25 protein-coding genes are annotated in these 26057 nt (G+C 62.0%); 15 read left to right on the forward strand and 10 right to left on the reverse strand.

What is annotated here, in order from left to right:
- Positions 1-36 precede the first annotated feature (36 nt).
- The 5 genes from QYE47_RS05095 to QYE47_RS05115 form a co-directional block, all read right to left on the reverse strand.
- The gene (locus tag QYE47_RS05095; protein ID WP_014590653.1) at positions 37-792 is read right to left on the reverse strand and encodes an ABC transporter permease; all 756 of its coding nucleotides are present in this window, start codon (positions 790-792) and stop codon (positions 37-39) included.
- Positions 792-1997, reverse strand: coding sequence for an ABC transporter substrate-binding protein (locus tag QYE47_RS05100; protein WP_070383796.1), 1206 nt, complete (start codon positions 1995-1997; stop codon positions 792-794). The genes QYE47_RS05095 and QYE47_RS05100 overlap by 1 nt, the downstream gene beginning before the upstream one ends.
- Complete coding sequence (locus tag QYE47_RS05105; RefSeq protein WP_014590651.1) at positions 1984-2805, reverse strand: ABC transporter ATP-binding protein; 822 nt, start codon at positions 2803-2805, stop codon at positions 1984-1986. Before QYE47_RS05105 ends, QYE47_RS05100 begins: the two co-directional genes overlap by 14 nt.
- On the reverse strand, positions 2802-3866 hold the full coding sequence (locus QYE47_RS05110) for an acyl-CoA dehydrogenase family protein (protein ID WP_014590650.1): 1065 nt from the start codon (positions 3864-3866) through the stop codon (positions 2802-2804). The genes QYE47_RS05105 and QYE47_RS05110 overlap by 4 nt, the downstream gene beginning before the upstream one ends.
- 99 nt (positions 3867-3965) lie before the next feature.
- Complete coding sequence (locus tag QYE47_RS05115; protein ID WP_070383795.1) at positions 3966-4526, reverse strand: carboxymuconolactone decarboxylase family protein; 561 nt, start codon at positions 4524-4526, stop codon at positions 3966-3968.
- 102 nt (positions 4527-4628) lie between these two features.
- On the opposite strand from QYE47_RS05115, the gene QYE47_RS05120 reads away from it, so the two are divergent.
- Complete coding sequence (locus QYE47_RS05120) at positions 4629-5540, forward strand: AraC family transcriptional regulator (protein WP_070383794.1); 912 nt, start codon at positions 4629-4631, stop codon at positions 5538-5540.
- A gap of 46 nt (positions 5541-5586) precedes the next feature.
- Here QYE47_RS05120 and QYE47_RS05125 read toward each other — a convergent pair whose 3' ends face one another.
- Positions 5587-6126: an Rrf2 family transcriptional regulator gene (locus QYE47_RS05125; protein ID WP_014590647.1), complete on the reverse strand. Its 540-nt coding sequence runs from the start codon at positions 6124-6126 to the stop codon at positions 5587-5589.
- A gap of 193 nt (positions 6127-6319) precedes the next feature.
- Between QYE47_RS05125 and QYE47_RS05130 the strand changes: the two genes are divergently transcribed.
- Positions 6320-7522, forward strand: a complete 1203-nt coding sequence (locus QYE47_RS05130) for an NAD(P)/FAD-dependent oxidoreductase (protein WP_004577488.1) — start codon at positions 6320-6322, stop codon at positions 7520-7522.
- A 231-nt stretch (positions 7523-7753) separates the two neighbouring features.
- Positions 7754-9379: a methyl-accepting chemotaxis protein gene (locus QYE47_RS05135; protein WP_070383793.1), complete on the forward strand. Its 1626-nt coding sequence runs from the start codon at positions 7754-7756 to the stop codon at positions 9377-9379.
- Positions 9380-9431: 52 nt separating this feature from the next.
- Here QYE47_RS05135 and QYE47_RS05140 read toward each other — a convergent pair whose 3' ends face one another.
- Entirely contained in the window at positions 9432-10838 is a 1407-nt protein-coding gene (locus QYE47_RS05140) for a cytosine permease (protein ID WP_012052008.1), read from the reverse strand.
- Between the two features lie 316 nt (positions 10839-11154).
- Between QYE47_RS05140 and QYE47_RS05145 the strand changes: the two genes are divergently transcribed.
- From QYE47_RS05145 to QYE47_RS05190, 10 genes are all read left to right on the forward strand, one after another.
- A complete protein-coding gene (locus QYE47_RS05145) occupies positions 11155-11640 on the forward strand; it encodes a flavin reductase family protein (protein WP_014590644.1) in 486 nt (161 codons plus the stop codon).
- A gap of 79 nt (positions 11641-11719) precedes the next feature.
- On the forward strand, positions 11720-12760 hold the full coding sequence (locus QYE47_RS05150) for an LLM class flavin-dependent oxidoreductase (RefSeq protein WP_019438211.1): 1041 nt from the start codon (positions 11720-11722) through the stop codon (positions 12758-12760).
- 264 nt (positions 12761-13024) lie between these two features.
- The gene (locus QYE47_RS05155; RefSeq protein ID WP_003256068.1) at positions 13025-13621 is read left to right on the forward strand and encodes an amino acid synthesis family protein; all 597 of its coding nucleotides are present in this window, start codon (positions 13025-13027) and stop codon (positions 13619-13621) included.
- Between the two features lie 68 nt (positions 13622-13689).
- The gene (locus QYE47_RS05160; protein WP_014590642.1) at positions 13690-14523 is read left to right on the forward strand and encodes an alpha/beta fold hydrolase; all 834 of its coding nucleotides are present in this window, start codon (positions 13690-13692) and stop codon (positions 14521-14523) included.
- A complete protein-coding gene (locus QYE47_RS05165; RefSeq protein WP_070383792.1) occupies positions 14520-16001 on the forward strand; it encodes an aldehyde dehydrogenase in 1482 nt (493 codons plus the stop codon). The genes QYE47_RS05160 and QYE47_RS05165 overlap by 4 nt, the downstream gene beginning before the upstream one ends.
- Positions 16002-16013: 12 nt before the next feature.
- The gene (locus QYE47_RS05170) at positions 16014-16499 is read left to right on the forward strand and encodes a flavin reductase family protein (protein ID WP_014590641.1); all 486 of its coding nucleotides are present in this window, start codon (positions 16014-16016) and stop codon (positions 16497-16499) included.
- Between the two features lie 186 nt (positions 16500-16685).
- The gene (locus QYE47_RS05175; protein ID WP_003256073.1) at positions 16686-17075 is read left to right on the forward strand and encodes a carboxymuconolactone decarboxylase family protein; all 390 of its coding nucleotides are present in this window, start codon (positions 16686-16688) and stop codon (positions 17073-17075) included.
- A gap of 88 nt (positions 17076-17163) precedes the next feature.
- Positions 17164-17916: a GntR family transcriptional regulator gene (locus QYE47_RS05180; protein WP_010954490.1), complete on the forward strand. Its 753-nt coding sequence runs from the start codon at positions 17164-17166 to the stop codon at positions 17914-17916.
- A gap of 2 nt (positions 17917-17918) precedes the next feature.
- Complete coding sequence (locus QYE47_RS05185) at positions 17919-18482, forward strand: NUDIX hydrolase (RefSeq protein ID WP_014590640.1); 564 nt, start codon at positions 17919-17921, stop codon at positions 18480-18482.
- Between the two features lie 151 nt (positions 18483-18633).
- Positions 18634-20817, forward strand: a complete 2184-nt coding sequence (locus QYE47_RS05190) for an ATP-binding protein (protein WP_041166949.1) — start codon at positions 18634-18636, stop codon at positions 20815-20817.
- Between the two features lie 22 nt (positions 20818-20839).
- On the opposite strand, the gene QYE47_RS05195 is transcribed toward QYE47_RS05190, so the two are convergent.
- Together QYE47_RS05195 and QYE47_RS05200 are read right to left on the reverse strand one after the other, a co-directional pair.
- Positions 20840-21472, reverse strand: a complete 633-nt coding sequence (locus QYE47_RS05195; protein WP_014590638.1) for a LysE family translocator — start codon at positions 21470-21472, stop codon at positions 20840-20842.
- A 66-nt stretch (positions 21473-21538) separates the two neighbouring features.
- On the reverse strand, positions 21539-22153 hold the full coding sequence (locus tag QYE47_RS05200) for a LysE family translocator (RefSeq protein ID WP_019438213.1): 615 nt from the start codon (positions 22151-22153) through the stop codon (positions 21539-21541).
- Positions 22154-22264: 111 nt separating this feature from the next.
- Here QYE47_RS05200 and QYE47_RS05205 point away from each other — a divergent pair, with 111 nt between their 5' ends.
- Together QYE47_RS05205 and QYE47_RS05210 are read left to right on the forward strand one after the other, a co-directional pair.
- On the forward strand, positions 22265-22717 hold the full coding sequence (locus QYE47_RS05205) for an Lrp/AsnC family transcriptional regulator (RefSeq protein WP_014590636.1): 453 nt from the start codon (positions 22265-22267) through the stop codon (positions 22715-22717).
- A 396-nt stretch (positions 22718-23113) separates the two neighbouring features.
- Positions 23114-24526, forward strand: a complete 1413-nt coding sequence (locus tag QYE47_RS05210; RefSeq protein ID WP_014590635.1) for a cytosine permease — start codon at positions 23114-23116, stop codon at positions 24524-24526.
- A gap of 150 nt (positions 24527-24676) precedes the next feature.
- Here QYE47_RS05210 and QYE47_RS05215 read toward each other — a convergent pair whose 3' ends face one another.
- Entirely contained in the window at positions 24677-25996 is a 1320-nt protein-coding gene (locus QYE47_RS05215; RefSeq protein ID WP_070383791.1) for an OprD family porin, read from the reverse strand.
- Positions 25997-26057: the final 61 nt, after the last annotated feature.

Consider the following 26057-nt stretch of genomic DNA (forward strand, 5'->3'; position numbering starts at 1 on the left):
GAGCGGGCGAGCCCGCGAAGAAGCCCCATTGGCCTTTCAGCCATGCACCCAGCGCCGATGCAGCCCACGCGCCAGGGCATCCAGCACAAACCCCAGCACGCCAATCAGCAGCACCATGGCCATCAGTTCGGAATACGCCAGCCGGTCGCGGGTATCAAGAATGAAATACCCAAGCCCCGCACTCACCCCAAGCATTTCGCACGGCACCAGCACAATCCACAGAATACCGATGGCCAGGCGCACCCCCGTCAGCACGTGACCGATCACCCCCGGCACAATTACCTTGCACAAGGTTTCCCAGCGCGTTGCACTCAAGCTGCGGCTAAGTTGCAGCCAGCGCGGGTCCAGTTGACGCACCCCTGCCGCCGTATTCAGCAAGATCGGCCACAAAGCGGCAAACGCCAGCAGGAAGTAGATTGGCTGGTCACCCACGCCCATCAGCATCACCACCACAGGCATCCACGACAATGGCGATATCATGCGCAGAAACTGGAATGCTGGCGTGGTCGCCGCCTCCAGGTGCCGGTAGCTGCCTACCAGCAAGCCCAGCGGCACACCCATCAGCAGCGCCAGCAGCAGCCCGACCAGGATGCGCTTGAGGCTGACCCAGATATGCCCATAGACCTCGCCCTGCCCCAGCAGCTCGACCAGGCTGGCCAGGGTTGCCGCCGGCGAAAAGCGCGCCGACAGGCCGTCGGCCTGGCCGAACATTGCCACACCGGCCCACCATAACAGCAACAAGGCCAGCAACCCGACCAGCCCAAGGCCGGCATGTACGACATGGGTGCGCATCAGACCGCAAACTCCTCACTACGCTCGAAGTTGCCGGCAATGCCGAACACCGACGGGCCACCCACTGTCGCGATGGCGCTACGCACGAAGCGATCGTCGACCAGGTCGCGGGCGGCATACGCCGGATCCAGCCCGGCAAGGAACGCATTGTCGCCTTCGATCAGGGTGGTTTTCAGGCGCTTGACCAGCTCTTCGGTGTAACTCGGGAACGGGTATGGCTGGAAGTCGATGCGCTTTTCGTCCCACTGCTGATGGCGAATGGCGCCACTGGCAATGTAGCCAGCACGGTCTTCGGCGGCGGGCGCCAGGACCTTGGTCAGCACCGCAGGCTCGTGCGGGGTGTACTTGTTGGGGCCCGCCCTGGACAGCAGTGCGGCGGCTTCGGTGCGATGGTCACGGGTCCATTGCTGGGCCTTGACGATGGCGTTGACCACTTTCTGCGACCACACCGGGCGGTTGTTCAGGTCATGCTCGTGCATGAACACCACGCAGCACGCATGGTTGCGCCATACATCGCCGGTAAAGCGCTGCACGCGGCCGACCTTGAGGTTCTCGGCCAGTGCGTTGAACGGCTCGGCCACGATGTAGCCGGCAATACGCTTGCTGGCCAGAGCGGGTGGCATGTCGGACGGTGGCAGCACCAGCAGGTTGACTTCGTTGGCGGCCAGTTGCGCATTGGCCGGCTTCGACACGGGCGTCAGGCCGTTGTCGTTGAGCAACTGTTGCAGTACCACATTGTGGATCGAGTACCAGAACGGAATGGCCACTGTCTTGCCACCAAGCTGTTTCACGTCGGAGATATCCGGCGCAACAGTCAGGCCCGAACCGCCCACGTGGTTCCAGGCCACCACCTTGGCTGGCACCTTGCTGCCATAGCGCGCCCATACCGTCATCGGCGAAAGCAGGTGGATGACATTGACCTGGCCGGAAATGAATGCCTCGATCACCTGCGCCCAGCTGCGCAGCAGCACCGGGCGCTCGGCCTTGATGCCTTCGGCCTCGAACAGGCCGTTGTTATGTGCCACCAGCAGCGGCGTGGCATCGGTGATCGGCAGGTAGCCGATGCGCACCGGCGCGTCCGGCTCGGCAGCGGCACGCGCCTGCAAGCTCGACAGCAACGGCAATGCACCGGCAGCAGTGAGCATGGCGCCGAGCTTGAGGAAGTCACGACGCGAAGAAGAAGAACAGCAGTCATCCATGCACATGGACAGCCTCCGAGGGCAACGAGGTTGGGGTAGGTTCGACTGTGCGGCTTGCCCGCCGAAGGGTTTTTAGGATTTCGATACGCAAGGCACCCAGTTCTTCGACCCGCTGCGTCCGTGGTTGCGGCAGGTCGATGTGCCACTGGCCGAGGATGTGCGCTGGGTGGTTGCCCAGTAGCAGAACCCGGTCTGACAGCAGCAGGGCTTCGTCGATATCGTGAGTGATCAGCACGGCCGCGGTCTTGTGCGTGGCGATCAGTTGCAGCAGCAGTTGCTGCATGTCGGCGCGGGTCACCTCATCCAACGCACCGAAGGGTTCATCCAGCAGCAAGACTTCGGGCTGGCGTGCCAGGCAGCGGGCCAGCGCGGTGCGCTGGGCCATGCCGCCAGACAACTGCGCCGGGTACTGGCCACGCGCGTGGGCCAGGCCCACAGCCGCAATCGCATGGTCGATGCGTGCACGGCGTTCGGCATCCGCCAGCTTGGGCTGACGGGCGAAGTCCAGGCCGAAGGCGACGTTTTTCTCCAGGCTCAGCCATGGCAGCAGGCTTGGGTCCTGAAAGGCCACCGCCAGACGCGGGTGCGGCCCCTGCAGCGGCTGGCCGTGCAAGCTCACGCTACCACCGCCAGGCTGCTGCAGGCCTGCCAGCACCCGCAGCAGGCTGGACTTGCCCACACCACTGGGGCCAAGGATGCTCACGACTTCACCTGGCGCCAGCTGCAGGTCGAACTGCGCCAGCACCTGCTGCCAACCACCCTCACGCGGGTAGCCCAAGCGAATGTCACGGGCCTCCAGCAACACCGCGCTCATGCAACGCCCGCCTGGCGTTGCAGTTCGGCGCGCAATTGCACCAGGCTGGGCGTGACGATCGGCACGAAGGCCGACTCCCGCCAGCGGCGGGCAAACCCTTCGCCGTATTCGCTGAGGTAAGCCTTGCCGCCACTGGCCTGCAATTCCAGTTGTACCGCGTCGGCAGCACTTTCAGCCAGGATGATGCGCAGCTTGAACAAGGCCGCCGGCTGCTGCTGGAAGCGACCTTCGAGCAAGCCCTGCTTGAGTTCGCTGACGGTGTTTTCCAGGCGTTCGCTAAGCACCTGACGGGCTTCGTCGAGGAACGAGGCTCGGCCACGCAGATGCGCCTGAACCTCTTCCAGCGCTCGTCGCGCCAGGCCAATGGCCATGCCACATTGCAGCGCCAGGAATGCCGGGCGTACCCGTGGCAGGAATTCGCGTGCATTTTCATGCAGCAGCCAGTCGCGCGCCAGCGGCACCTGGTGAAAAGCCAGTGCTGCCGTGTTGCTCGACTGCAGGCCCATCAGTTGTAGATCATCAGAACGCTCAAGGCCTTGAGCGTTGGAAGGAATGGCCAGCACAAACGGCGCGCCGCCGGCTTCATCCTCGATGGCCGCCGCCACCACGAAGCCGCTTTTACGCAAGTTGGTCACCCAGTGCAGTCGCCCTTCCAGGTGCCAGCCATCGGCTGTCGGGCGGCCACGCACCTGCAGCGCTTCGATACCGGACAGGAACTTCATGGCGTTGGACAGCCCGGTGGCACCGGCCAATTCACCGGTCAACAGGCGCGGCAGCAGGCGCTCACGCAGGGGCTGGTTGGGGCTGTGCAGCAGGTATTCGATGAAGGCACGCTGGCCCCAGCAGACGAAAGCCGCAGCCAATGAGCGGCTGGCAATGGCGGCGATGGCCTCGACCGCGTCGGTCACCTGCCCGCCCGTACCGCCCAGCGCTGGGTCGACCCCCGTGCGCAGCAGCTGCGATTCTGCGATCTGGACCAGCACCTGCTGCGGTTCGCACAGGCCCCGATCAATGGCCTCGGCATTGGCATCCAGCCAGTGTCGAAATGCACACTCTTGCATGGTCTTGCTCCTTTGATAACGCCGGGGCCGCTCTGCGGCCCGTTCGCGGCACAAGGCCGCTCCTACAACGGCCAGGTAATGGCCATTATCACAGGTGGACTACGCAGAAGGCTGCCAGCGGTATTTGCCAAGCTCTTCGTTGAGTGGCGTCTGGGCGAAAACATTAGCAAAGTTGCACAGGGTTGCGAGACTTACGCCCAGAATCACCTCCAAGGCGTTGCCTTCACTGAAGCCGGCCTCACGGAAGGCCTGGTAGGTGGCTTCGCTGACATTGCCACGGGTGGCGATCACTTCGCGGGCAAAGGCGGCCAGGGTTTCGTAGCGAGCGTTCGGGAGTTCACCACGGGCACGCAGAGCATCGACCACATCCTGCGGCAGCTTGGCCTTGTTCAGCGCGACGGCCGTATGGCCGGCCACGCAAAAGTCGCAGCCATGCTGGGTGGCCGCGATCAGTTGCACCACTTCACGCTCGGCCAGGCCAAGCTCAGACTTGCCATTGAGTGCCGAAACGGTCACGTAGGTTTCAAGCGCCGCCGGCGCGTTGGCCAGCACGCCGAGCAGGTTGGGGATGAAGCCGGAATTCTTCTGCGCGTTCTCAAGGAACGGTCGTGCCGCTTCCGGGGCGCTCTGCAGCGTGTGTAAAGTAATGCGCGCGGACATGCAGTGATCTCCTTTGATGAGTGTCACTACAGTCTGTTGGTTATAAGAACTACCCTCCATATTCGTCAGTCGCCTTTCCTTGTTCCTGAGTCTTTGTATTAGATGATTTCGTCCAGCCACCTTGTCGATTGGTTATTAGAGGGCCTGGAGCTCGATGCCAGCCTGTTTCATGTCGGGCGCTATTGCGGTGGCTGGCATGCCAGCACCCAGGGCATGGGCCGCGCCAGCTTCCACCTGTTGGTGCAAGGGCATTGCTGGCTGCACATTGACGGCCAGCCGCAACCGGTGCGCCTGGAGAAGGGAGATGCCGTATTCCTGTTGCACGACCTTGCCTATCGCTTGTCCAGCGATCAGGACCCGGTCGACGCCTGTGCCCAACCGCGCCAGGCCATGCAGGCGCTGGATAGCGAAGCCAGCGACGGCGTCGGACTGGTTTGCGGCTTCTTCCATTTCCAGTCCGGCCTGTCTTCACTGATTGTCGAAGGCCTGGCCGACTGGATCCTGCTGCGCGCCGAAGACCCCGCCGGCAGTGCGGCACGGGCGCTGTTCGAGCTCATTCTGGAAGAATGCCGGCGGGCCGCCGGCCCGTCGCAGGTGTTGCTGGAGCGCCTGACGCACCTGTTGTTCCTGTACGTGCTGCGCCAGCAGGTCATTGCCGGGCAGTCACTGGGCGGGCTTGTCGCCCTCGCTCGCCAGCCAGCGTTTACCGGGCTGCTGGAGCAGTTGATCGAACAACCGGGGCAAGCCTGGACGCTGGAGAGCATGGCCGCCTGCACCGGCTTATCGCGGTCTGCGTTTTTCAAGCGCTTCAACGAACTGGCGGGGCAATCGCCAGGGCAGGTGCTGCTGGCACTGCGCATGCGCCATGCCAGCCAGTTGCTGCGGGCGGGTAATACCGTGGAGCAAGTGGGTGCGCAGGTGGGGTATCAGTCGGTGGCGGCGTTTACCCGGGCGTTTGCCAAGGCCGTGGGGGTGCAGCCTGGGGCCTATCGGCGCCAGCACGAAGGGCGCTGATCGGCGTACTTCGCTACTCGCGCAAAGGCCGGTTCGGGCAACCCCTTCACACCTGGTCTACCGGAATATCCCCAGCCCCCTTGGCCTCCCGCCGCTCACCCATCCAGGCATCGACCTGCTGGCCAAATTCAGCCGGGGCCTTGCGCCCGAAGCGCATGGCCAGGTCCAGCACAGTCTGCTGTGCCAATGACTCTTCCATGCGCTTCTGCGCCCCCAGCATCACTGCGTGGATCGCACAGGTACCCTCGGTCGCCCAACGCGGCGGCGAGCCGTCGAACAAGGTGCAACGCTCGCGCACCTCGCGGCAATCGAAGATCTTCTTTGGTCCATCAATGGCATTGACGATATCCAGCACGCTGATCTGCGCCGCCGGCCGCGCCAGGCGGAAGCCGCCGCGCACGCCTTCGGTGGCCGCCACCAGCCCGGCACGGGCCAGCTTGGTAAAGACCTTGGCCAGGTATTCCTGCGGCACACCTTGCAACTCGGCCAGGTCGCGCACGCTGGAATCACGAGTTTCACCGCGCTCGTCGACTAAAAACAACAGGCAATGGATACCGTATTCCACGCCAGCACTGTAAAGCGACATTCAAATCTCCGACCGATTTTGTCGTACATGTTACGCCGATGCCCCGACACTGACAAAGCAAGGCGTCAAAAGGTAGCTCCACCGCAAAGGGAAAAACCCTTGCCGAAGATAACTACGACCGATATAGTCGTAGTTACTCGAAGGCCATACAGCTGGCCCTCGATGCCCTCTTCGAACCTTGCGGAGCACCTTCATGAAATCCAACATCCTGATCATCGGTGCCGGCTTTGCCGGTGTCTGGAGCGCCCTGAGCGCTGCCCGCCTACTCGACCAGGCGCAACGTGCCGACCTCAGCATCAGCGTGCTGGCGCCACAGCCGGAACTGCGCATTCGTCCGCGCTTTTACGAGGCCGACGTGCATGGCATGAAGGCGCCTCTGGGTGATCTGTTCGAGGCTGTGGGCATTCACTTCTTCCCGGGCAACGCCGACAGCATCGACACCGAAGGTCGCAGCGTCAGCTATACCGATACCCACGGCCAGCCACAGCGCATCGCCTACGACCGCCTGATCCTGGCCGCAGGCAGCCAGGTTGCCCGCCCGGCAGTACCAGGCCTGGCGGAACATGCGTTCGATGTAGACCAGATGGAATCGGCCATGCGCCTGGAGCAGCATCTGGTCGATCTGGCCGCCCTGCCCGCTTCGCCAACTCGCAATACCGTAGTGGTGTGCGGCGGCGGCTTCACCGGCATCGAGACCGCAACCGAAATGCCTACTCGCCTGCGCTCGATCCTCGGGGCCGACGCGGCATTGCGGGTAGTGGTGGTCGACCGTGGTGCGCAAGTGGGGGCGGCATTGGGTGAAGGGATCACACCGTCGATTGTTGCCGCGTGTGAACAGGCCGGGGTCGAATGGCTGGCCGGCGCTTCGGTGGTGGCTGTCGATGCTGCGGGAGTCACCCTGGACAACGGCGAGCATATCGCCAGCAACACGGTAATCTGGACCGTTGGCGTCAAGGCCAGCCCGTTGACGGCGCACGTTGCCGGCGAGCGCGATACCTTCGGCCGGCTGAAAGTGGATGGCCATTTGAAAGTGCTGGGCCAGGAGCACGTTTATGCCACCGGCGACACCGCCTGGGCTGCGGTGGATGACCTGGGCAACCATGCCCTGATGACGTGCCAGCACGCCATCCCCATGGGCCGCCACGCCGGCAACAACGCCGCCGCCGACCTGCTCGGCCTGCAGCCGGTGCTGTATCGCCAGCCCAAATACGTCACCTGCCTGGACCTGGGCGACTGGGGCGCCGCCTTCAGCGAAGGCTGGGAGCGCGAACTGAAGCTGCACGGCCAGGAAGGCAAGGCCCTCAAGCGCCAGATCAACTCGGTATGGATTTATCCGCCAGCGGCTGACCGCGCCTTGGCGCTGGCCGCGGCGGACCCAATGATCGCTATCGTTTAACGGCATTTTTCCTGACAAAACCGTCAACAATTGGCGGTTTTGTCAGTCTTGGCCGTTACATTGAATGGCTGTTCAATAATGATGGCCATATGGCATCATTGAAATCAAAAAAGTCACGAGGGTGAGACACACAAACAACTCCGCAGCGCATCAAGAGCCTGGCGCCATACCGGTGACCCGGCCATCCACCCAAGCTCCTGAGGCCTGCACGCCACCGTCAAGGAGCATTCCATGCAGTTACGGAATTTGAAGATCGGCATTCGCGCTGCAAGCGTGTTCGCCCTGTTGGGCATCCTGGTCCTGTTCATGGGCTTGATCGCACTTTACGAAACCCGGCAGATGGACAAAGCCACGGATGAAATCCGGGTGACCTGGATGCCGGCCGTAATAGCCCTCGGTGACATCAGCACCAACCTCGGGCGTGCCCGCGCCGTCACCTTGCGTGCCGCGCTGGACGACAACCCCAGTGACCGCGAGCGCAACCTGCAGATGCTCAACGGCATCAATACCGAGCTGAATAATGCGCTGAAGGATTATGCCGACACGATCATCGCTGCCGATGACCGCGCCCTGTTCAATGCCTTCAGCGCTGCTTATCAGCACTATTTCGAATTACAGACCCGTGTGCTGCAAGACATTCAAGCTGGGCACATGGACGATGCCAAACAGCAGATCAGCGGCCCGCTGACTCAGCGCGCCGACAGCATGATGCAGGCCATGGCAGCGTTGATCGCCTATAACGGCACAGGTGCCGAACAAGCCTCGCAGCGCAGCAGCGACGTAGCGGACGAAGCGTTCACTGCGCTGGTTGCCTCACTGGTGGTGATCATGCTGGCCCTTGCCGCCATCGCTACCGTGCTCACCCGCAGTATCGTCGTGCCGCTGGCCGATGCACTGGCTGTGGCCGAGCGCGTGGCGACCGGCGACCTGACCCGGGAGATACGGGTAACCGGCCGCGATGAGCCGGCCATGCTATTGCGCGCCCTGAGCCGGATGCAGGGCAGCCTGCGCGATACCATTCGCCAGATCGCCGCGTCTTCCGACCAACTGGCCTCAGCCTCGGAAGAACTGCACACTGTCACTGAAGACACCAGCCGCGGCCTGCATCAGCAAAGTGCAGAAATCGACCAGGCCGCCACGGCGGTGAACCAGATGACTGCGGCAGTCGAGGAAGTGGCGAACAACGCGGTCAGCACTGCTGATGCATCCAAGGGCGCTGACCAGACCACCCGCGATGGCCGCGACCAGGTCAACCAGGCGCTGGCATCCATCCAGCATCTGGTAGCGGATGTGACCGGCACATCGGCCGAGATCGAGCAGCTGGCCAGCAACGCCAACGAGATCAGCCGGGTGCTGGACGTGATTGGTGCAATTGCCGGGCAGACCAACCTGCTGGCACTGAACGCCGCCATCGAGGCGGCACGGGCCGGAGAGGCAGGACGTGGGTTTGCCGTGGTGGCTGACGAGGTACGCGCCCTCGCCCACCGTACCCAGCAATCGACGGCCGAGATCGAGCAGATGATTGCCGGGATTCAGACCGGCACCGAGCGGGCAGTGACAGCAATGCACAGCAGCCAGGATCGCGCCACGGGTACGCTGGAAGTGGCACAAAGCGCAGGGCAGGCGTTGGAGGTGATTGCCGAGGCGATCGCTTCGATAAACCAGCGCAACCTGGTGATCGCCAGTGCGTCTGAGGAACAGGCGCAAGTCGCACGCGAGGTAGACCGGAACCTGGTGAATATTCGTGACCTGGCGATGCAAACGTCGGCGGGGGCGAATCAGACCAGTGCGGCGGCGCAGGATCTGTCGCGGTTGGCGATGGACCTGAACGGGATGGTGGCGCAGTTCAAGGTTTGATCCAAAACAGCCGGGGCCGCGTTGCGGCCCCGGCTACAGCAACAGCGATCTATCAGTCGTTGACGCTTACCACCCGCCCCGCCTTCTCGACAGCCTTGCCGCGCGTCGCCAGGCAGTAGTAAAGCGGCACGGTCACCAGCAAGCCGAACAGCCACGACAGGTCAGCCCCTTCGACAATGTTCGAGTACGGCCCCACATACAGCGAAGTATTGGCAAACGGCAGCTGCACCAGGATGCCGCAGGCATAGGCAATGATCGCGTGGTGGTTGAAGCGGCCATAGATGCCGCCGTCGGCACTGAAGATCGAGGCGATGTCGTACTGGCCCTTCTTGATCAGGTAGAAATCGATCAGGTTGATCGAAGCCCACGGCACCAGCACCAGCAGCAGCGCCAGGATCAGGCCGATGAACTGGCCGATGAAGTCCGCCGAGGCATTCAGTGCCACCATCCCGCAGCCCACCAGAATGACCGAGGCCAGGATCACCCGTACCCTGATGCTCGGCGTCCACTCGGCCATGAAAGTCTGGATCGCGGTCACGATCGACAGCACGGCGCCGTAAAGGTTGAGGGCGTTGTGGCTGATGATGTTGAGCAGGAACAGCACCATCAGGATCGGGCCCAGCCAGCCGGTGGCCTGCTTCACCGCATCCATTGCGTCGGTGCCTTCCGGCACGCACAGCACCGCCACCGTACCAAAGCTGAAGCACAGGATGGTGCCCAGGGTGGCGCCGAAGTAAGTGGCCCAGAACGGCTTGGCGATGCCTACTTCACGGGGCAGGTAACGCGAGTAGTCAGAGGTGTACGGCGAGAAGCTGATCTGCCAGATCACACCCAGCGACACGGTGGCAATGAAGCCCGACAGGTTGAACGCGCCACGGCTGAAGAAGTCAGCCGGCAGATCCTGGACGAACATCATGATGAAACCGGCCAGCAATGCCGAGCCCATCACCCAGGTACCGATGCGGTTGAGGATATGGATAAAGCGGTAGCCGATCACGCCAATGGCAGTCGCACTCAGGGCACCGATCACGATCGCGCCGGGCATCGGCACGCTCGGCGCGATGCCGTGAATGGTCTTGCCCGCCAGGACGATATTGGAAATGAAGAAGCCGACATAGATCAGCGCGGTGAAGAACACGATCAGCAAGGCACCGTAGCGGCCAAACTGGCCACGGCTCTGCACCATTTGCGGAATGCCCAGCTGCGGCCCCTGTGCAGAGGCCAGGGCGATGACCACGCCCCCGACCAGATGGCCCAGGACGATGGCTATCAACCCCCACAACAGGTTCAGGTGGAACACCTGGACCACCATGGCACCGGTAACGATAGGCAGTGGCGCAATGTTGGTACTGAACCAGAGGGTGAACAGGTCGCGCGCCTTCCCATGGCGCTCGGCAGGTGGAACGTAATCGACCGTGTGATTCTCGACAAACTGGTGCTGCGACGACGGTTGGGACATGGTTTTCAGCTCGAAAGGTCGTTTTTATCTTTGTAAGGAAACCGCATCAAGGCGGCCTCTCAGCTGAGGACCATATTATGGTATTCCAAACTTTTGACAACACTGAACCGCATGAAAAAACGGCCACTGATCCGCTTGCGAAACCCCTGCGACAAACCGCCTCACCGCTCAAGGCCACGGTTTTCGTGGCTTGTGGCCGTTCATCGCGAAAACCCAGGGTTGAAAATTCCGCTTGCAAAATAGGTATTACGGTATACCATCAGACACATCAACGATAAAAACCGCGGACCACCGCAGCCCTTCAGAGGTACTCCCGATGATCGACGCAACTGTCTACAAGAACGTTCTGGGCTCCTTTCCGTCCGGCGTTACCGTCATCACCACCCAGGACGACGACGGTTCGGTCGTCGGCCTGACCGCCAGCGCCTTCTCCTCCCTGTCGATGGACCCGCCGCTGGTGCTGTTCTGCCCCAACTACACCTCCGACTCCTACCCGGTACTGATCAAGCAGAAGCGCTTTGCCATTCACCTGCTGTCCGGTGAACAGCAGGCCGAAGCCTACGCGTTCGCCAAGAAGGGCAAGGACAAGGCCAGCGGCATCGAGTGGACCCTGAGCGAACTGGGCAACCCGATCCTGGCCGGTGCCACCGCCGTCATCGAATGTGAACTGTGGCGTGAATATGAAGGTGGCGACCACGCCATCATGGTCGGCAAGGTACACAACCTGATCGCCCCTGCCGAAGCGCCACGGCCGATGGTGTACTGCCGCGGCAAGATGGCCAGCCTGCCGGCCTTTGCCTGAAGCCTGCAGTTGGACGCAGCCCGCTCCCACACGAAGCCCGATTGACTGACGGGCAATAACAAGCGTTGAGGAAAAACCCATGAAATTTTCGTTGTTCGTACACATGGAACGTTGGGATGAACAGGTCAGCCACCGCCAGCTGTTCGAAGACCTGACCGAACTGACCCTGATGGCCGAAGACGGCGGTTTCAGCACCGTTTGGATCGGTGAACACCACGCCATGGAATACACCATTTCGCCAAGCCCGATGCCGCTGCTGGCCTACCTGGCCGCGCGCACCGAGAAGATCCGCCTGGGCGCTGGCACCATCATCGCGCCGTTCTGGAACCCGATCCGCGTCGCTGGCGAATGCGCCCTGCTCGACGTGATCAGCAACGGCCGCATGGAAGTGGGCCTGGCCCGTGGTGCCTACCAGTTCGAGTTCGACCGCATGGCAGGTGGCATGCCGGCCACCGACGGCGGCAAGGCGTTGCGCGAGATGGTGCCGGTGGTGCGCAAGCTCTGGGAAGGCGACTACGCCCACGACGGTGAAGTCTACAAGTTCCCGACCTCCACCAGCGTACCGAAGCCGTTCAACGCCACGCCGCCTATGTGGATCGCCGCCCGCGACCCGGACTCGCACAACTTCGCCGTTGCCAATGGTTGCAATGTCATGGTCACCCCGCTGATGAAGGGTGACGAAGAAGTGCTGGACCTCAAGAACAAGTTCCAGGCCGCCCTGGACAACAACCCAGGCGTGCCGCGCCCGCAACTGATGGTGCTGCGCCACACCCACGTGCACAGCCCGGCTGATCCGGAAGGCTGGAAGGTCGGCGCCCAGGCGATCTCGCGCTTCTACCGCACCTTCGATGCCTGGTTCGGCAACAAGACCACCCCGGTGAATGGCTTCCTGGAGCCGAGCCCGGAGTCGAAATTCGCCGAAGTGCCGGCGTTCCAGCTGGAGAACATCCGCAAGAACACCATGATCGGCACGCCGGAAGAGATCATCGCACGCATCAAGTACTACCAGGAACTGGGCGTCGACGAGTTCAGCTTCTGGTGCGACAACAGCTTGCCCCACGCCGAGAAGAAGAAGTCGCTCGAGCTGTTCATCAAGGAAGTGGTGCCGGCGTTCGCCTGAATTCCCATTGCCTGAATCATTGCGGGACGCGCCCGCTCCCGTGGGCCCCTTCGGCCTGCGTGAGCGGGCTTTTTTTTGAAACCTGTGCAGTCCCTGTGGGAGCGGGCAAGCCCGTGAAGAAGCCAGTACAGACAACAGAGAAATCAAGGCATCAGGCCACCTTTCGTCCCCCGACAAGAGAAATTTCCTGACACCTCTTGCACAACAAATATTATGGTATACCATCAGACAACAAGAGCTGATAACCCTCACCAGGAGCCATCCATGAGTTTCGAAATCCGCAAGATCGTCACCTACTCCGAAGAGACCCGCATCGAAGGCGGCAAGGCCACCGACAAGCCGGTGACCATGGTCGGCCTGGCCGTCGTGATCAAGAACCCGTGGGCCGGTCGCGGTTTCGTTGAAGACCTGAAGCCGGAAATTCGCGCCAACTGCTCGGAGCTGGGTGCCCTGATGGTCGAGCGCCTGACTGCTGCCATTGGCGGTGCCGACAAGATCGAGGCCTACGGTAAGGCCGCCGTCGTCGGCGCCGATGGCGAAATCGAGCACGCCTCGGCCGTGATCCATACCCTGCGCTTCGGCAACCACTACCGCGAGGCAGTTCAGGCCAAGAGCTACCTGAGCTTCACCAACAAACGCGGCGGCCCAGGCACTTCTATCCAGATCCCAATGATGCAGAAGGACGACGAAGGCCTGCGTTCGCACTACATCACCCTGGAAATGCAGATCGAAGACGCTCCGCGTGCCGATGAAATCGTCGTGGTCCTGGGCGCAGCCGATGGCGGCCGCCTGCACCCGCGCATCGGCAACCGTTACATCGACCTGGAAGAACTGGCTGCCGAAAAAGCCAACGCTCAATAACAACAACCAAGACGGGCCGGGGCGTGGCGTGCTTACCCGCCGCGCCCGACCTTCAAGGAGCGCCCTCCATGATTCAGCCTGTCGCTGAACGCACACCTGCCGGCACCAGCTATCTGGATGTCGGCCAGGGCCAACCCGTGGTGCTGATCCACGGCGTGGGCCTGAACAAGGAAATGTGGGGCGGTCAGTTCGTTGGCCTGGCCAACGACTACCGCGTCATCGCCTACGACATGCTCGGCCACGGTCAAAGCCGCGTACCGGCCACCGACACGCCGCTGGAAGGCTATGCCGACCAGCTCGCCGAACTGCTTGACCACCTGCAAATTGCACAAGCCACCGTGATCGGCTTCTCCATGGGCGGCCTGGTTGCCCGTGCATTCGCCCTCAATTACCCGCAACGCCTGGCTGCACTGGTCGTGCTCAACAGCGTGTTCAACCGCACCCCCGAGCAAAGTGCCGGGGTGATCGCCCGCGCTGCCCAGGCGGCGGAGCTGGGCCCAGACGCCAACGTCGATGCTGCCCTGGACCGCTGGTTCAGCCGTGAATACAAGGCTGCCAACCCGGCGCAGGTCGCCGCCATTCGCCAGGTGCTGGCGAGCAACGACCCGCAGGGCTACCACACCACTTATTCGCTGTTCGCTACCCAGGACATGTACCGCGCCGACGACCTGGGCAGTATCCAGGTGCCGACGCTGATCGCCACCGGCGAACTCGACTCGGGCTCCACCCCGGCCATGACCCGCCAGCTCGCCGCCAGCATTCCTGGCGCACGCAGTGTGGTCCTCGCCGAGCAACGGCATATGATGCCGGTGGAAGCACCGCGTGAAGTCAACAAGATGCTGCTGGACTTCCTTACCCAAGCCCGCACCCTCACCGAATCCGCCAAGGGGATTGTTGCATGACCCTCGTTCGTTTCCAGATGTGCATCGACGGCCAATGGCGCGATGCCCAGAGCGGCAAGACCTTCGACAGCCTCAACCCGGCCACCGCCCAGGCCTGGGCGCAACTGCCCGACGCCGATGAAGCCGATGTGGAGCTGGCCGTTCAGGCCGCCCAGCGTGCCTTCGACAGCAAGGCGTGGCGCAGCATTACCGCCACCGCCCGCGGCAAGCTGCTGCGTCGTCTGGGTGACCTGATTGCCGAGAACAAGGAGCACCTGGCCCAGCTGGAAAGCCGTGACAACGGCAAGCTGATCCGCGAAACCCGCGGCCAGGTCGGCTATCTGCCGGAGTTCTTCCACTACACTGCGGGCCTGGCCGACAAGCTCGAAGGCGGCACCCTGCCGCTGGACAAACCCGACCTGTTCGCCTACACCGTGCACGAGCCAATCGGCGTGGTTGCCGGGATCATCCCGTGGAACAGCCCGCTGTACCTCACCGCGATCAAGCTGGCCCCTGCCCTGGCTGCCGGCAACACCATCGTGCTCAAACCGTCCGAGCACGCCTCGGCGACCATCCTCGAGCTGGCCCGACTGGCCCTCGAGGCCGGCTTCCCGGCCGGCGTGGTCAACGTGGTCACCGGCTACGGCCCCAGCACCGGCGCGGCGCTGACCCGCCACCCGCTGGTGCGCAAGATCGCCTTCACCGGCGGTGCCGCCACAGCCCGCCACGTGGTGCGCAGCAGTGCCGAAAACTTCGCCAAGCTGTCGCTGGAACTGGGCGGCAAGTCGCCGAACATCATCTTCGCCGACGCCGACCTGGACAGCGCCATCAATGGCGCCGTGGCCGGCATCTATGCCGCGTCCGGTCAAAGCTGCGTGGCCGGTTCGCGCCTGCTGGTGCAGGATGAAATCTTCGACGTGTTTGTCGAGCGCCTGATTGCCCGCGCCAAGCGCATCCGCATCGGCAACCCAGAGGACGACGCCAGCGAAATGGGCCCGATGGCCACCGCACAGCAGCTGGCAGTCGTCGAAGGCCTGGTGGCTGCGGCCAAGGCCGAAGGCGCCAAACTGCATATGGGCGGAAAGCGTGCCGACGTTGAAGGTGACGGTTGGTTCTACGAGCCGACCCTGTTCGAGTGCGACAGCAACGCGATGACCATCATGCAGGAAGAAGTGTTCGGCCCGGTCGCCGCAGTGATTCGCTTCAAAACCGAAGAAGAAGCCCTGGCCATAGCCAACGACTCACAGTTCGGCCTGGCTGCCGGCATCTGGACGCGCGATCTGGGCCGTGCCCACCGCCTGGCCCGCGACGTGCGTTCGGGGATCATCTGGGTCAACACCTACCGCGCTGTGTCGGCCATGGCACCGATAGGTGGTTTCAAGAACAGCGGCTACGGCCGTGAGAGCGGCATCGATTCGGTGCTGGCCTATACCGAGCTGAAGACCGTGTGGATCAACTTGTCCACCGCGCCGATGCCCGACCCGTTCGTGATGCGCTAGGAGGAACACGAGATGATCGAACCCGGCATCTACAAAGACGTGATGGGCTCCTTCCCGTCAGGCGTCACGGTAGTGACCACCCTGGACGCCGACGGCGGCATCGTCGGCATTACCGCCAGTGCGTTCAGCGCGCTGTCGATCGACCCGGCGCTGGTGCTGTTCTGCCCCAACTATGCCTCCGACACCTACCCGATCCTGCGCGACAGCAAGCAGTTCGCCATCCACCTGCTGTCCGCCGACCAGACCGCCGAGGCCTATGCCTTCGCAGGCAAGGGCAAGGACAAGGCCAAGGGCGTCGAGTGGCACCTGAGCGAGCTGGGCAACCCCCTGCTGGCCAAGGCCACGGCGATCATCGAGTGCGAATTGTGGCGCGAGTACGACGGCGGTGACCACGCGATCATTGTCGGCGCGGTGAAGAACCTGGTGTTGCCTGAGCAGCCGATGACCCCGATGGTGTACCACAAGGGCAAGCTCGGCGCCCTGCCGCCGCTTGGCTGATACATCTTGAACTCGGTGTTGGCCTCTTCGCGGACTTGCCCGCTCTTACAGGTATCGCACAGATCCTGGAAGCTGTGGGAGCGGGCAAGCCCGCGAAGAAGCCAACCCCGATGCCACTGTTTTCAGGGGTCGCGCTAATCGTCTCACCCTCGATTGCGGCCCCTGTTTTATGCCGGAGTACTGCACATGAGCAATGAAAAGTACGAAAAGGGTCTGAAAATCCGCACCCAGGTGCTGGGCGAGGACTACGTCAACCGCTCAATCCAGAACGCAGATGAGTTCACCAAACCGTTGCAAGAGCTGGTCACCGAGTATTGCTGGGGTCACGTCTGGGGCCGCGAAGGCTTGTCGCTGAAAGAGCGCAGCATGATAAACTTGGCCATGATTTCCGCGCTCAACAGGCCCCACGAGCTCAAGTTGCACATTCGCGGTGCCCTGCGCAATGGCCTGAGCCGTGAACAAATTCGCGAAATCCTGCTCCAGGTCGGCATTTATTGCGGCGTACCCGCGGCGGTGGACAGTTTCCGCCTGGCCCGTGAAGCCTTTGCCGAAGCCGATGCGGAGCCAACCCGTTAACAACGGGCTGTTCGAACCACTGCATGGAAAGCCTCGGTTCGGGGCATTCCGCGATGTTGGCGCAACAGCCTCATAAAGAGCGCACCTGATGAAACGCCAGCCACTCGACGACAGCTTCAAGGTCAACCGCAACCCCGTTACTCTGCGCGAAATCGTGCTCGACAAGCTGCGCACCGCAATCATGAACTTTCATCTGCTGCCCGGCGACCGCCTGGTCGAGCGCGACCTGTGCGACCGCCTCGGCGTCAGCCGCACTTCGGTACGTGAAGCGCTGCGTCATCTGGAGTCCGAAGGCCTGGTGGAGTTCGCCGACGCCAAAGGCCCGCGCGTGGCCATCATCACCCTGGAAGACGCACGTGACATCTATGAGCTGCGCTGTGTGCTCGAAGGCCTGATCGTGCAACTGTTCACCCTCAACGCCAAGGCCAAGGACATCCGTGCGCTGGAACGCGCGCTGGAAGTGAACCGCGAGGCACTGGAAGAAGGTGAGCTGCAACAGGTGCTGGATTCGGTACAAGGTTTCTACGATGTGCTGCTGGAAGGCTCTGGCAACCAGGTGGCGGCCCAGCAGCTGCGCCAGTTGCAAGCACGCATCAGCTACCTGCGCGCCACCTCGGTATCGCAGGAAAACCGCCGCGGCGCCAGCAACCGCGAAATGGAAAAGATCGTCGAGGCCATCAAGGGCGGTGACCCGCTGGTAGCCCACCAGGCCTCGGTCGACCACGTCCGCGCCGCCGCCAAGGTGGCCTTGGACTACCTGCGCCAGAAGCAGGATGACAACGCCAAGGTGCGCGACATTGTCGAACCCTTGGCCCTGAAGGAACCCCGCATAGGTCGCTGATCATGCCCAATGCCCCGCGCTACTGCCCGCACTGCACCAAGGAACTGGCCCGGGGCGTTCCCACAGGCGATACCCACGAACGCCTGCATTGCGCCGGCTGCGGCTACATCCACTACATCAACCCCAAGATCATCGCCGGCTGCATCATCGAGCGCGATGGAAAGTACCTGCTGTGCCAGCGCGCCATCCCGCCGCGCCCCGGCACCTGGACCTTGCCTGCGGGGTTCATGGAGGCTGGCGAAACCACCGAACAGGCGGCGCTGCGCGAGGTATGGGAAGAAAGCGGCGTACGTGCAGACATCGTCTCGCCGTATTCGATCTTCAGCGTGCCAAAGATCAGCGAGGTCTACATCATCTTCCGAGCGATCGTCACCGAAGAAACCGGGCAGTACGGGCCTGAGACGCTGGCGTACAAGTTCTTCGAGCCGGACGAAATCCCGTGGGATGAGATCTACTACCCGGCCATCCGGCAAATTCTCGAGCGCTACATCCTTGAGCGGCAGGCCGGAGTGTATGGCATTTACATGGGCAATGATGACACCGGCAAGGTGCACTTCATGCGCTAGCCGGTCCGGCCTCTTCGCGGGTGAACCTGCACTCACCCGGATCGCGCAGTTACAGAGGCTAGTGCAGTGGCACAGCCCCTCACAAAACCCTCGCCAACGGTCTATTCTCGGTGCACCCTAAGGGCCTTGAGAAAGAGGACCGGCAAAGCACATGGCTAGATGGCTAGACGGCGGCGGGCTAATGGCCGAACGCATCCGCAACCACGAATGGGCCAGCACTCCCCTGGGCCCGCTGGAACATTGGCCCGACGCCCTGAAAACGACGATGTCTCTGTGCCTGGCCTCGCGCTTTCCGCAGGCCGTGCTGTGGGGCCCGGACTTGATCACCCTGTACAACGATGCCTTCACTCCGATTCTCGGTCGCAAGCCCCTGGCCTTGGGCATACCCTTCCGCGACGTGTGGCACGAAGCCTGGGATGAAATCAGCAGCATGGCGGACCGTGCGTTGGCAGGTGAAGCGGTGTACATCGAAGACTTCCCGCTGATGATCGACCGCAACGGCGGCCTGGAGCGGGCCTATTTCACCTTCTGCTACAGCCCGATTCGCGGCCATGATGGCGAGATACTGGGTATGCTCGACACGGTCACCGAAACCACCGCCAGCGTGCTCACCAACCAGCGCCTGAACTTTCTCGATACCCTCGGGCGAGCCGTGACCGAGGCAACCGACCCGGACCAGATCATGGCCATCACCACCCGCATGCTGGTCGAGCACCTCGGCCTGTCCAGCTGCGCCTATGCGGTGATGGACCCCGACGAGGACGGTTTCACCATTTGCGGCGATGCGGTGACACCCGGCTCACCACGCCTGTTGGGCCACTATCACCTGCATGACTTCGGCCGCCTGGCGGTCAGTCGCCTGCGCAGCGGCCTGGCCCTGGTGATCAACGACAACCTGCGCGAACTGGCCACTGACGAGGCGGCGACTTTTCAGGCCATCGGCATTACGGCCACCATCTGCATGCCACTGATCAAGGGTGGCAGGCTGACCGCGCTGATGGCGATTCACGACCGCGTACCTCGGGCATGGACCGACTACGAGCAAACACTGATCAGCGAAGTGACCGAGCGATGCTGGGCACACATACAACGGGCCCAGGCCCATGCCGAAGTGCGCGAAGCGATGGCGGCCCTTGAAGCGCTCAACACCAACTTGGAACATCGCGTCGAAGAACGCACCACTCAGTTGCTGCACACCGAGGCCGTGCTGCGCCAAGCCCAGAAGCTGGAAGCCATTGGCCAGCTGACCGGCGGCGTAGCCCATGACTTCAATAACCTGCTGACCATCATCCGCTCGTCGCTGCACTTCCTGCAGCGCCCCAACCTGGCCGAGGAGCGCCGCGAACGCTACCTCAAGACCATGTCCGACACGGTCGACCGTGGTGCCAAACTGACCGGTCAGCTACTGGCCTTCGCCCGCCGCCAGGCCCTCAGCCCACAGGTGTTCGAGGCCGGGCCTCGGCTGGAGGCCATGGCCGACATGCTCGATACCGTCACTGGCGCGCGCATTCGGGTCGAGCTGCAGTTACCGCAAGCGCCCTGCCACATCCGCGCCGACCTCAGCCAGTTGGAAACCGCGGTGATCAACCTGATGCTCAACGGCCGCGATGCCATGGCTGGCGAAGGTGCCTTGCAGCTGCGCCTGCAGGCCGACCAGTGCCTGCCGGCCTTGCGCGGTCAGCCTTCACAGCCAGGCCCGTTCGCGGCGATATCGGTGAGCGACAACGGAGTCGGTATCGCCACCGAGTTGCTGGAGCGCATCTTCGACCCGTTCTTCACCACCAAGGCCCCAGGTGAAGGTACCGGGCTCGGGTTGTCGCAGGTGTTCGGTTTCGCCAAGCAATCCGGGGGCGATGTACAGGTGAACAGCATCCCCGGCCAGGGCACCACCTTTACCCTGTATCTGCCGCAGGAGGCCCCAGCTGCGGCCTCGCCCGAAGACGCCTCGGCCGGCAGCCAGCCACAGGTACAGGGCGAGCGGCGACGAATACTGGTGGTAGAAGACAACCCCGACCTGGGCAGCTTCACGGCTCAGCTCCTCGAGGACCACGGCTACCAAATCAGCTATGCGCGGTCGGCAGAAGAAGCGCTGGCGCAGTTGACTGGCCCGTCAGGTGATTTTGATGCGGTGTTTTCCGATGTGGTCATGCCCGGCATGGGTGGCTTGGCACTGGCCCGCGAACTTCGCCGCCAGCGCCCGCAGTTGCCGGTGATCCTTACTTCGGGCTATAGCGAGGCGATTGCCGAAGGCGGGCACCAAGGGTTCACCTTCCTGGCCAAACCCTACTCGGCAGAACAGGTGTGCCAGATACTCGGCAAAGTATTCGGCCACTGATACCTTGCATCGCAATGGGCGATCAACGGCGCCCTTCTGACAGCATGCGCACCGCCAGCCCCGCCAGCACCGTTCCCATCAACCAACGCTGAACCTGTTGCCACAGCGGCCTGCCAGCCAGGAACACGGCGATGGAGCCGGCCATGATCGCAATCAGCGCGTTGACCGTAACGCTGATGGCGATCTGCGTTGAACCCAGCACCAGCGACTGCAACAGCACGCTGCCGTGGCCCGGTTCGATGAATTGCGGCATGAGCGACAGGTACATGACGGCAATCTTGGGGTTGAGCAGACTGGTGGCAAACCCCATGGTGAATAACCGCCGCGGGCTGTCGGCGGGCAGTTCACGGAGCTGGAACGGCGAACGGCCACCCGGCCGCAGCGCCTGCCAGGCCAGGTACAACAGGTACAGCGCGCCACCGATGCGCAGCGCGTCGTAGGCAAAGGGTACTGCCATCACCAGCGCCGTGATGCCCATTGCCGCGCAGAGCATGTAGATCACGAAGCCCAGAGCCACACCGCCAAGCGAAATCAACCCGGCTTTGCGGCCCTGGCATATCGAGCGGGAAATCAGGTAGATCATGTTCGGCCCTGGGGTCAGGACCATGCCGAGGCAGATCAGGGCGAACGTGAGCAGTTGCGAGGTTTCGGGCATGGCGCACTTCCTGGTTGTGCATTAGGGTGCAGCGAGTGTATCTGAAGTCATTCTGAACCGGTAAATTCAGGTCAATTGCCCGGCTATCAGGCCCACGGCCACGGTAATCATCGCCATCCCAGACACCCGCCCGACCAGCTTTGCCGCACCCGGCCGAGTGCTCAGCACCGCTTTGGCGCCATAGCCGACCAGCGTGTAGATCACCAGCGAACTGCACAGGTGGACCAGCCCCAACAACAAGATCTGCAATGGCACAGGCCAGCTCGACTGCGGGTCGGTGAACTGCGGTAGCAGGGCCAGGAACAGCAGGAATACCTTGGGGTTCAGGCCGCTGACGCAAAAACCCTTCAACGCCCAGCGCGAGCCCGACTCCCCCGCGCCGCCCTGCCCGGCCGCCGGCAAGGATGGGCTGAGCAACAGGTTGCCACCCAGCCACAGCAAATAGGTGCACCCCGCCAGGGTCAGCAAGGTCAGCGCCAACGGGTGACCAGCCAGCAGGCTGCCAACCCCGGCCGCCACCACCAGCGTGGCCAGGAAATGCCCCGACAACATACCCGCCACGGCTGGCATCACCCAGCGACCGCGCATGCCTGCAGAGATGGCATAGGCCCAGTCTGCACCCGGGGTAATCACGAACAGCATCGACACAGCCCAGAACGCCGTCAGCACACTGATAGCCACTTGAATCTTCCTTATCTACTGCATTGGGATGTCGAAAGATTACGGATTTCGTTCGGGGATATTCTTTCGTATATTTCCCCTTAGCATTCATGAATTGGAAGATTCTTCCCAATGGATAGAACTGATCGAAAAATCCTTGCCGAGCTGCAAAAAGACGGGCGCCTGTCGGTAACCGAACTGGCCGACCGCGTAGGGCTCAGCCTGTCCCCCTGCCATCGGCGTTTGAAGACACTGGAAGAGTCCGGAGCCATTCTGGGCTATCACGCACGGCTGGCGCCAAGCGCCCTTGGGCTGAACTTTGCCGCGTTGGTGTTCGTGACGCTACGCGAGGTGACCCGCCAGCCGGTGGCGGACTTTGAAACGGCACTGGCGCAGATCCCGCAGATTGTCGAAGCGCAACGGCTGTTTGGCGACCCGGATTACCTGCTGCATGTGGTAGCCAAGGACCTGCCGGCGTTTCAGAAGCTGTATGACGAGCATCTGACCAGTATTCCCAATGTGAAACGCTTGAGCTCGACCTTGGTGATGAAGGAAGTGATTCAGGATCGGTTGCTCCCCATGTAGCTGTTTCCTCTTGTGCCGGCCCCTTCGCGGGTAAACCCGCTCCTGCAAAGGTGACGTAGCCCGTTGTAGGAGCGGGTTTACCCGCGAAGAGGCCGGCCCAGGCAACCTTTCATCTGCCCTGAAAACGCGCACATCGCACCAACCCAGCCCACCGTGATCCGGTTGCCACCCCCGCCGCCCCTCTACCCCAAGGCCTTCAGCCAGCTGGCACTCTCCTTGCTACCGTCACCCGCTTAAGCTTTTGTCAGCCTTAGTTTTTTTAACGCTTATGGGTACATATTTACTAATTTCTCGTTATCCCCGCGCCCCTCATCATCGCTCCAACAAGAACGCGTCGCCCACCGCCGGCACGCCCCCGGGCAGTTCCCAATGCCCTACCTTGCCTTGGAGTCAGTCATGACCAGTGCAGCCAATTCGGCACCCCTGATAGAAAAACACACGATCGGCTACGTGCCCCCGCAAGACCGCCATGGAAAGGTAAGGGATCTGTTCACACTCTGGTTCGGCGGCAACATCGCGCCATTGCCCATCGTCACCGGCGCGCTGGGTGTGCAGCTGTTCCACCTGAACCTGGTATGGGGCATCGTCGCCATCCTCGTCGGTCACCTGGTCGGCGGGGTGCTGATGGCCCTGCACTCGGCCCAGGGCCCGCAAATGGGCATTCCGCAGATGATCCAGAGCCGCGCCCAGTTCGGCACCCTCGGCGCGCTGCTGGTGGTGGTGATCGCCGGCGTCATGTACATCGGTTTCTTCGCTTCCAACATCGTCCTTGCCGGCAAGTCACTGCATGGCGTGGTCGACGCCGTTCCGGTACCGGTGGGCATCGTCATCGGTGCGCTGGGCTCAGGCATCATCGGCATCATCGGCTACCGCTTCATCCACGTGCTCAATCGCATTGGCACCTGGGTACTGGGCATCGGTATCGTGGTCGGCTTCGGCTACATCTTCACCCATGTACAAAGCGACGATTTCCTCACCCGTGGCAGCTTCAACCTGGCCGGCTGGCTGGCCACCGTTTCGCTGGCGGCGTTGTGGCAAATCGCCTTTGCGCCCTATGTGTCGGACTACTCGCGCTACCTGCCGGCAGATGTCAAAGTCAGCTCGACCTTCTGGACCACCTACCTGGGTTCGGCCCTGGGCTCGAGCCTGTCATTCATCTTCGGCGCCGTGGCCGTGCTGGCGATTCCGGCCGGCATGGACACCATGGACGCGGTCAAGCTGGCCACCGGCACGCTGGGCCCGATCATGCTGGTGCTGTTCCTGCTCAGTGTGATCAGCCATAACGCTCTCAACCTGTATGGCGCGGTGCTGTCGATCATCACCCTGGTGCAAACGTTCGCCTACCGCTGGATCCCCACCGCCAAAAGCCGTGCAGTGCTGTCGCTGATCGTGCTGTCGGCCTGCTGCGTGGTAGCGGTGTTCGCTTCGGCAGACTTCATCGGCCACTTCGTTGACATGGTGCTGGTACTGCTGGTGGTGCTGGTGCCGTGGACGGCGATCAACCTGATCGACTTCTACGCCATTCACAAAGGTGACTACGACATCCAGTCGATCTTCCAGGTCGATGGTGGGATCTATGGGCGCTACAACCCGCAGGCACTGATCGCCTACGCTGTGGGTATCGTGGTGCAGATACCGTTCATGAACACCCCGCTGTACGTCGGGCCGATTTCCGAGCACATCAACGGGGCTGACCTGTCGTGGCTGGTAGGGTTGGCGATCACCTCGCCGCTGTACTGGTGGCTGGCGAGCCGTGACAGTGCCTACCGTCGTCGGCAGACCAGCGCCAAGCTGGCAGCGGTGGCTTAATCCGTACTGGCCTTTCGTAGCAAAAGATGAAACGGCTGGGTGCAGGCGTCCGAACGCCTGGTGCAATTCAGGCGGAAAACAGCGAACCCTTCGATTGGGAATAAATGGCGAAAAATGGGCCGGCTTCAGAAGGCCGGCCCGTTTCGCTATTTAGAAGTTGAAGGTGTAGCGCATGATCAGGCGATTTTCATTAGCGCTGTCAGCGTAAGTCGAGCGGTTCGTGGAGTTACGCCACTGGAACGAAACACCCTTCGCCGGACCACTCTGTATAACATAAGAGATATCAGTGACCCGCTCCCATTCTTTGCCATCCTCCCCGTTGAGGCGGAGTGAAGCAGCTTGGCGGCTCGTCAGCAGATCAGGATTGACATCATCACCTTTCATGTACCGAGTGGTGAACAGCAAGCCCGGTACACCCAACGCGGCGAAATCAAAGTCGTACCTTGCGAACCACACTCGCTCCTCAGGGGCAGTGAATGTACTGACCAGCGATTCGCCGAACAGATAGGTATCCGTGCCGTTCACGAACGCAAACGAGGTGTCGCCCCAGGCCTTCTGGTAACCGCCACCGATGGTGTGTCCCTTGATGCTGTAGGCGAAGTAGCTACTCAGCGTTCTGTTGTCCACCTCACCCAGTTTTTTGGAGCCCGTCTCGCTGGCATCGAACACGCGAACATCCGCGATCACATTGCCTTCCCACAATGGCTTGATGACTTTAATGCCGGCGAAGTAGGATTTATAAAGATCTTCAAGTTCGGCGGCGTGCAAACTGAAGGTCATGTCCTTCGCAGGCTTGAAGTCAAATGCCAGGTAGTTGTAGTGATCCGCCTCAACCGGGGCATAGCCAGTGGCTGTGAGTGATTCGAAATCGGTGGAATTACGCTGCTTCACTGCGTTGACTCTTGTAGCTGTTACCGTCAATTTATCGATATCGTTGACGGTCAGCGAACCACCGCGAAAGATCTGAGGCAGCAAGCGGCTGTTATTACTCCAGAGTAGAGGCATCAGAGGGTTTACCCCCCCTATCCTCAACTCCGTCTTACCCATCCTCGCTTTGGCGGTGGCCACGAACTTACCGTATTCCTCCTCAACCTGCCTGTCGGAATCGTAGGCCAGCAGCCCTGATCCCGTTCTGTCCGGGCTGGAATCAAGCTTCACCCCCAGCAAGCCCATCGCATCAATACCGAAGCCCACTGGCCCTTCTGTAAAACCGGATTGCAGGTTCAAAGTAAAACCTTGCGCCCACTCATCGCGCTTGGACTGAGTGGCGCCATCATTGCGAAAATCCCGATTATAGTAAAAGTTACGGAGTTCGAGACTGCCTTTGAAGTCTTCCACGAACGCGGCAGAAGCATAAGGCGCGACTAGCAGTGTTGCTGAACAAGCCAACGTTTTTTTAAAAGCAATAGACATCACAGGCACCTTGTTCTTGTTGTGTGCTTGAGCATGGTCCGCCGCTAAGCGCCCCATGCAATGCCAGTCCTACAAATGGGTTAAGGCCCGCTTTAGCGGAATGATCGAAACAGTATCA

This window comes from Pseudomonas sp. 2,4-D, from assembly GCF_030418155.1.
Taxonomy (GTDB): domain Bacteria; phylum Pseudomonadota; class Gammaproteobacteria; order Pseudomonadales; family Pseudomonadaceae; genus Aquipseudomonas; species Aquipseudomonas alloputida.

What these genes read in the sequence shown, in the direction of transcription:
- QYE47_RS05125 (WP_014590647.1), bottom strand. Translation starts at nt 6,126, where the DNA reads ATGTCGCTTTACAGTGCTGGCGTGGAATACGGTATCCATTGCCTGTTG.
- QYE47_RS05175 (WP_003256073.1), top strand. Translation starts at nt 16,686, where the DNA reads ATGAGCAATGAAAAGTACGAAAAGGGTCTGAAAATCCGCACCCAGGTG.
- QYE47_RS05180 (WP_010954490.1), top strand. Translation starts at nt 17,164, where the DNA reads ATGAAACGCCAGCCACTCGACGACAGCTTCAAGGTCAACCGCAACCCC.
- QYE47_RS05155 (WP_003256068.1), top strand. Translation starts at nt 13,025, where the DNA reads ATGAGTTTCGAAATCCGCAAGATCGTCACCTACTCCGAAGAGACCCGC.
- QYE47_RS05185 (WP_014590640.1), top strand. Translation starts at nt 17,919, where the DNA reads ATGCCCAATGCCCCGCGCTACTGCCCGCACTGCACCAAGGAACTGGCC.
- QYE47_RS05215 (WP_070383791.1), bottom strand. Translation starts at nt 25,996, where the DNA reads ATGGGGCGCTTAGCGGCGGACCATGCTCAAGCACACAACAAGAACAAG.
- QYE47_RS05130 (WP_004577488.1), top strand. Translation starts at nt 6,320, where the DNA reads ATGAAATCCAACATCCTGATCATCGGTGCCGGCTTTGCCGGTGTCTGG.
- QYE47_RS05170 (WP_014590641.1), top strand. Translation starts at nt 16,014, where the DNA reads ATGATCGAACCCGGCATCTACAAAGACGTGATGGGCTCCTTCCCGTCA.
- QYE47_RS05145 (WP_014590644.1), top strand. Translation starts at nt 11,155, where the DNA reads ATGATCGACGCAACTGTCTACAAGAACGTTCTGGGCTCCTTTCCGTCC.
- QYE47_RS05160 (WP_014590642.1), top strand. Translation starts at nt 13,690, where the DNA reads ATGATTCAGCCTGTCGCTGAACGCACACCTGCCGGCACCAGCTATCTG.
- QYE47_RS05165 (WP_070383792.1), top strand. Translation starts at nt 14,520, where the DNA reads ATGACCCTCGTTCGTTTCCAGATGTGCATCGACGGCCAATGGCGCGAT.
- QYE47_RS05100 (WP_070383796.1), bottom strand. Translation starts at nt 1,997, where the DNA reads ATGTGCATGGATGACTGCTGTTCTTCTTCTTCGCGTCGTGACTTCCTC.
- QYE47_RS05120 (WP_070383794.1), top strand. Translation starts at nt 4,629, where the DNA reads ATGATTTCGTCCAGCCACCTTGTCGATTGGTTATTAGAGGGCCTGGAG.
- QYE47_RS05190 (WP_041166949.1), top strand. Translation starts at nt 18,634, where the DNA reads ATGGCTAGATGGCTAGACGGCGGCGGGCTAATGGCCGAACGCATCCGC.
- QYE47_RS05095 (WP_014590653.1), bottom strand. Translation starts at nt 792, where the DNA reads ATGCGCACCCATGTCGTACATGCCGGCCTTGGGCTGGTCGGGTTGCTG.
- QYE47_RS05135 (WP_070383793.1), top strand. Translation starts at nt 7,754, where the DNA reads ATGCAGTTACGGAATTTGAAGATCGGCATTCGCGCTGCAAGCGTGTTC.
- QYE47_RS05115 (WP_070383795.1), bottom strand. Translation starts at nt 4,526, where the DNA reads ATGTCCGCGCGCATTACTTTACACACGCTGCAGAGCGCCCCGGAAGCG.
- QYE47_RS05205 (WP_014590636.1), top strand. Translation starts at nt 22,265, where the DNA reads ATGGATAGAACTGATCGAAAAATCCTTGCCGAGCTGCAAAAAGACGGG.
- QYE47_RS05140 (WP_012052008.1), bottom strand. Translation starts at nt 10,838, where the DNA reads ATGTCCCAACCGTCGTCGCAGCACCAGTTTGTCGAGAATCACACGGTC.
- QYE47_RS05150 (WP_019438211.1), top strand. Translation starts at nt 11,720, where the DNA reads ATGAAATTTTCGTTGTTCGTACACATGGAACGTTGGGATGAACAGGTC.
- QYE47_RS05110 (WP_014590650.1), bottom strand. Translation starts at nt 3,866, where the DNA reads ATGCAAGAGTGTGCATTTCGACACTGGCTGGATGCCAATGCCGAGGCC.
- QYE47_RS05210 (WP_014590635.1), top strand. Translation starts at nt 23,114, where the DNA reads ATGACCAGTGCAGCCAATTCGGCACCCCTGATAGAAAAACACACGATC.
- QYE47_RS05195 (WP_014590638.1), bottom strand. Translation starts at nt 21,472, where the DNA reads ATGCCCGAAACCTCGCAACTGCTCACGTTCGCCCTGATCTGCCTCGGC.
- QYE47_RS05105 (WP_014590651.1), bottom strand. Translation starts at nt 2,805, where the DNA reads ATGAGCGCGGTGTTGCTGGAGGCCCGTGACATTCGCTTGGGCTACCCG.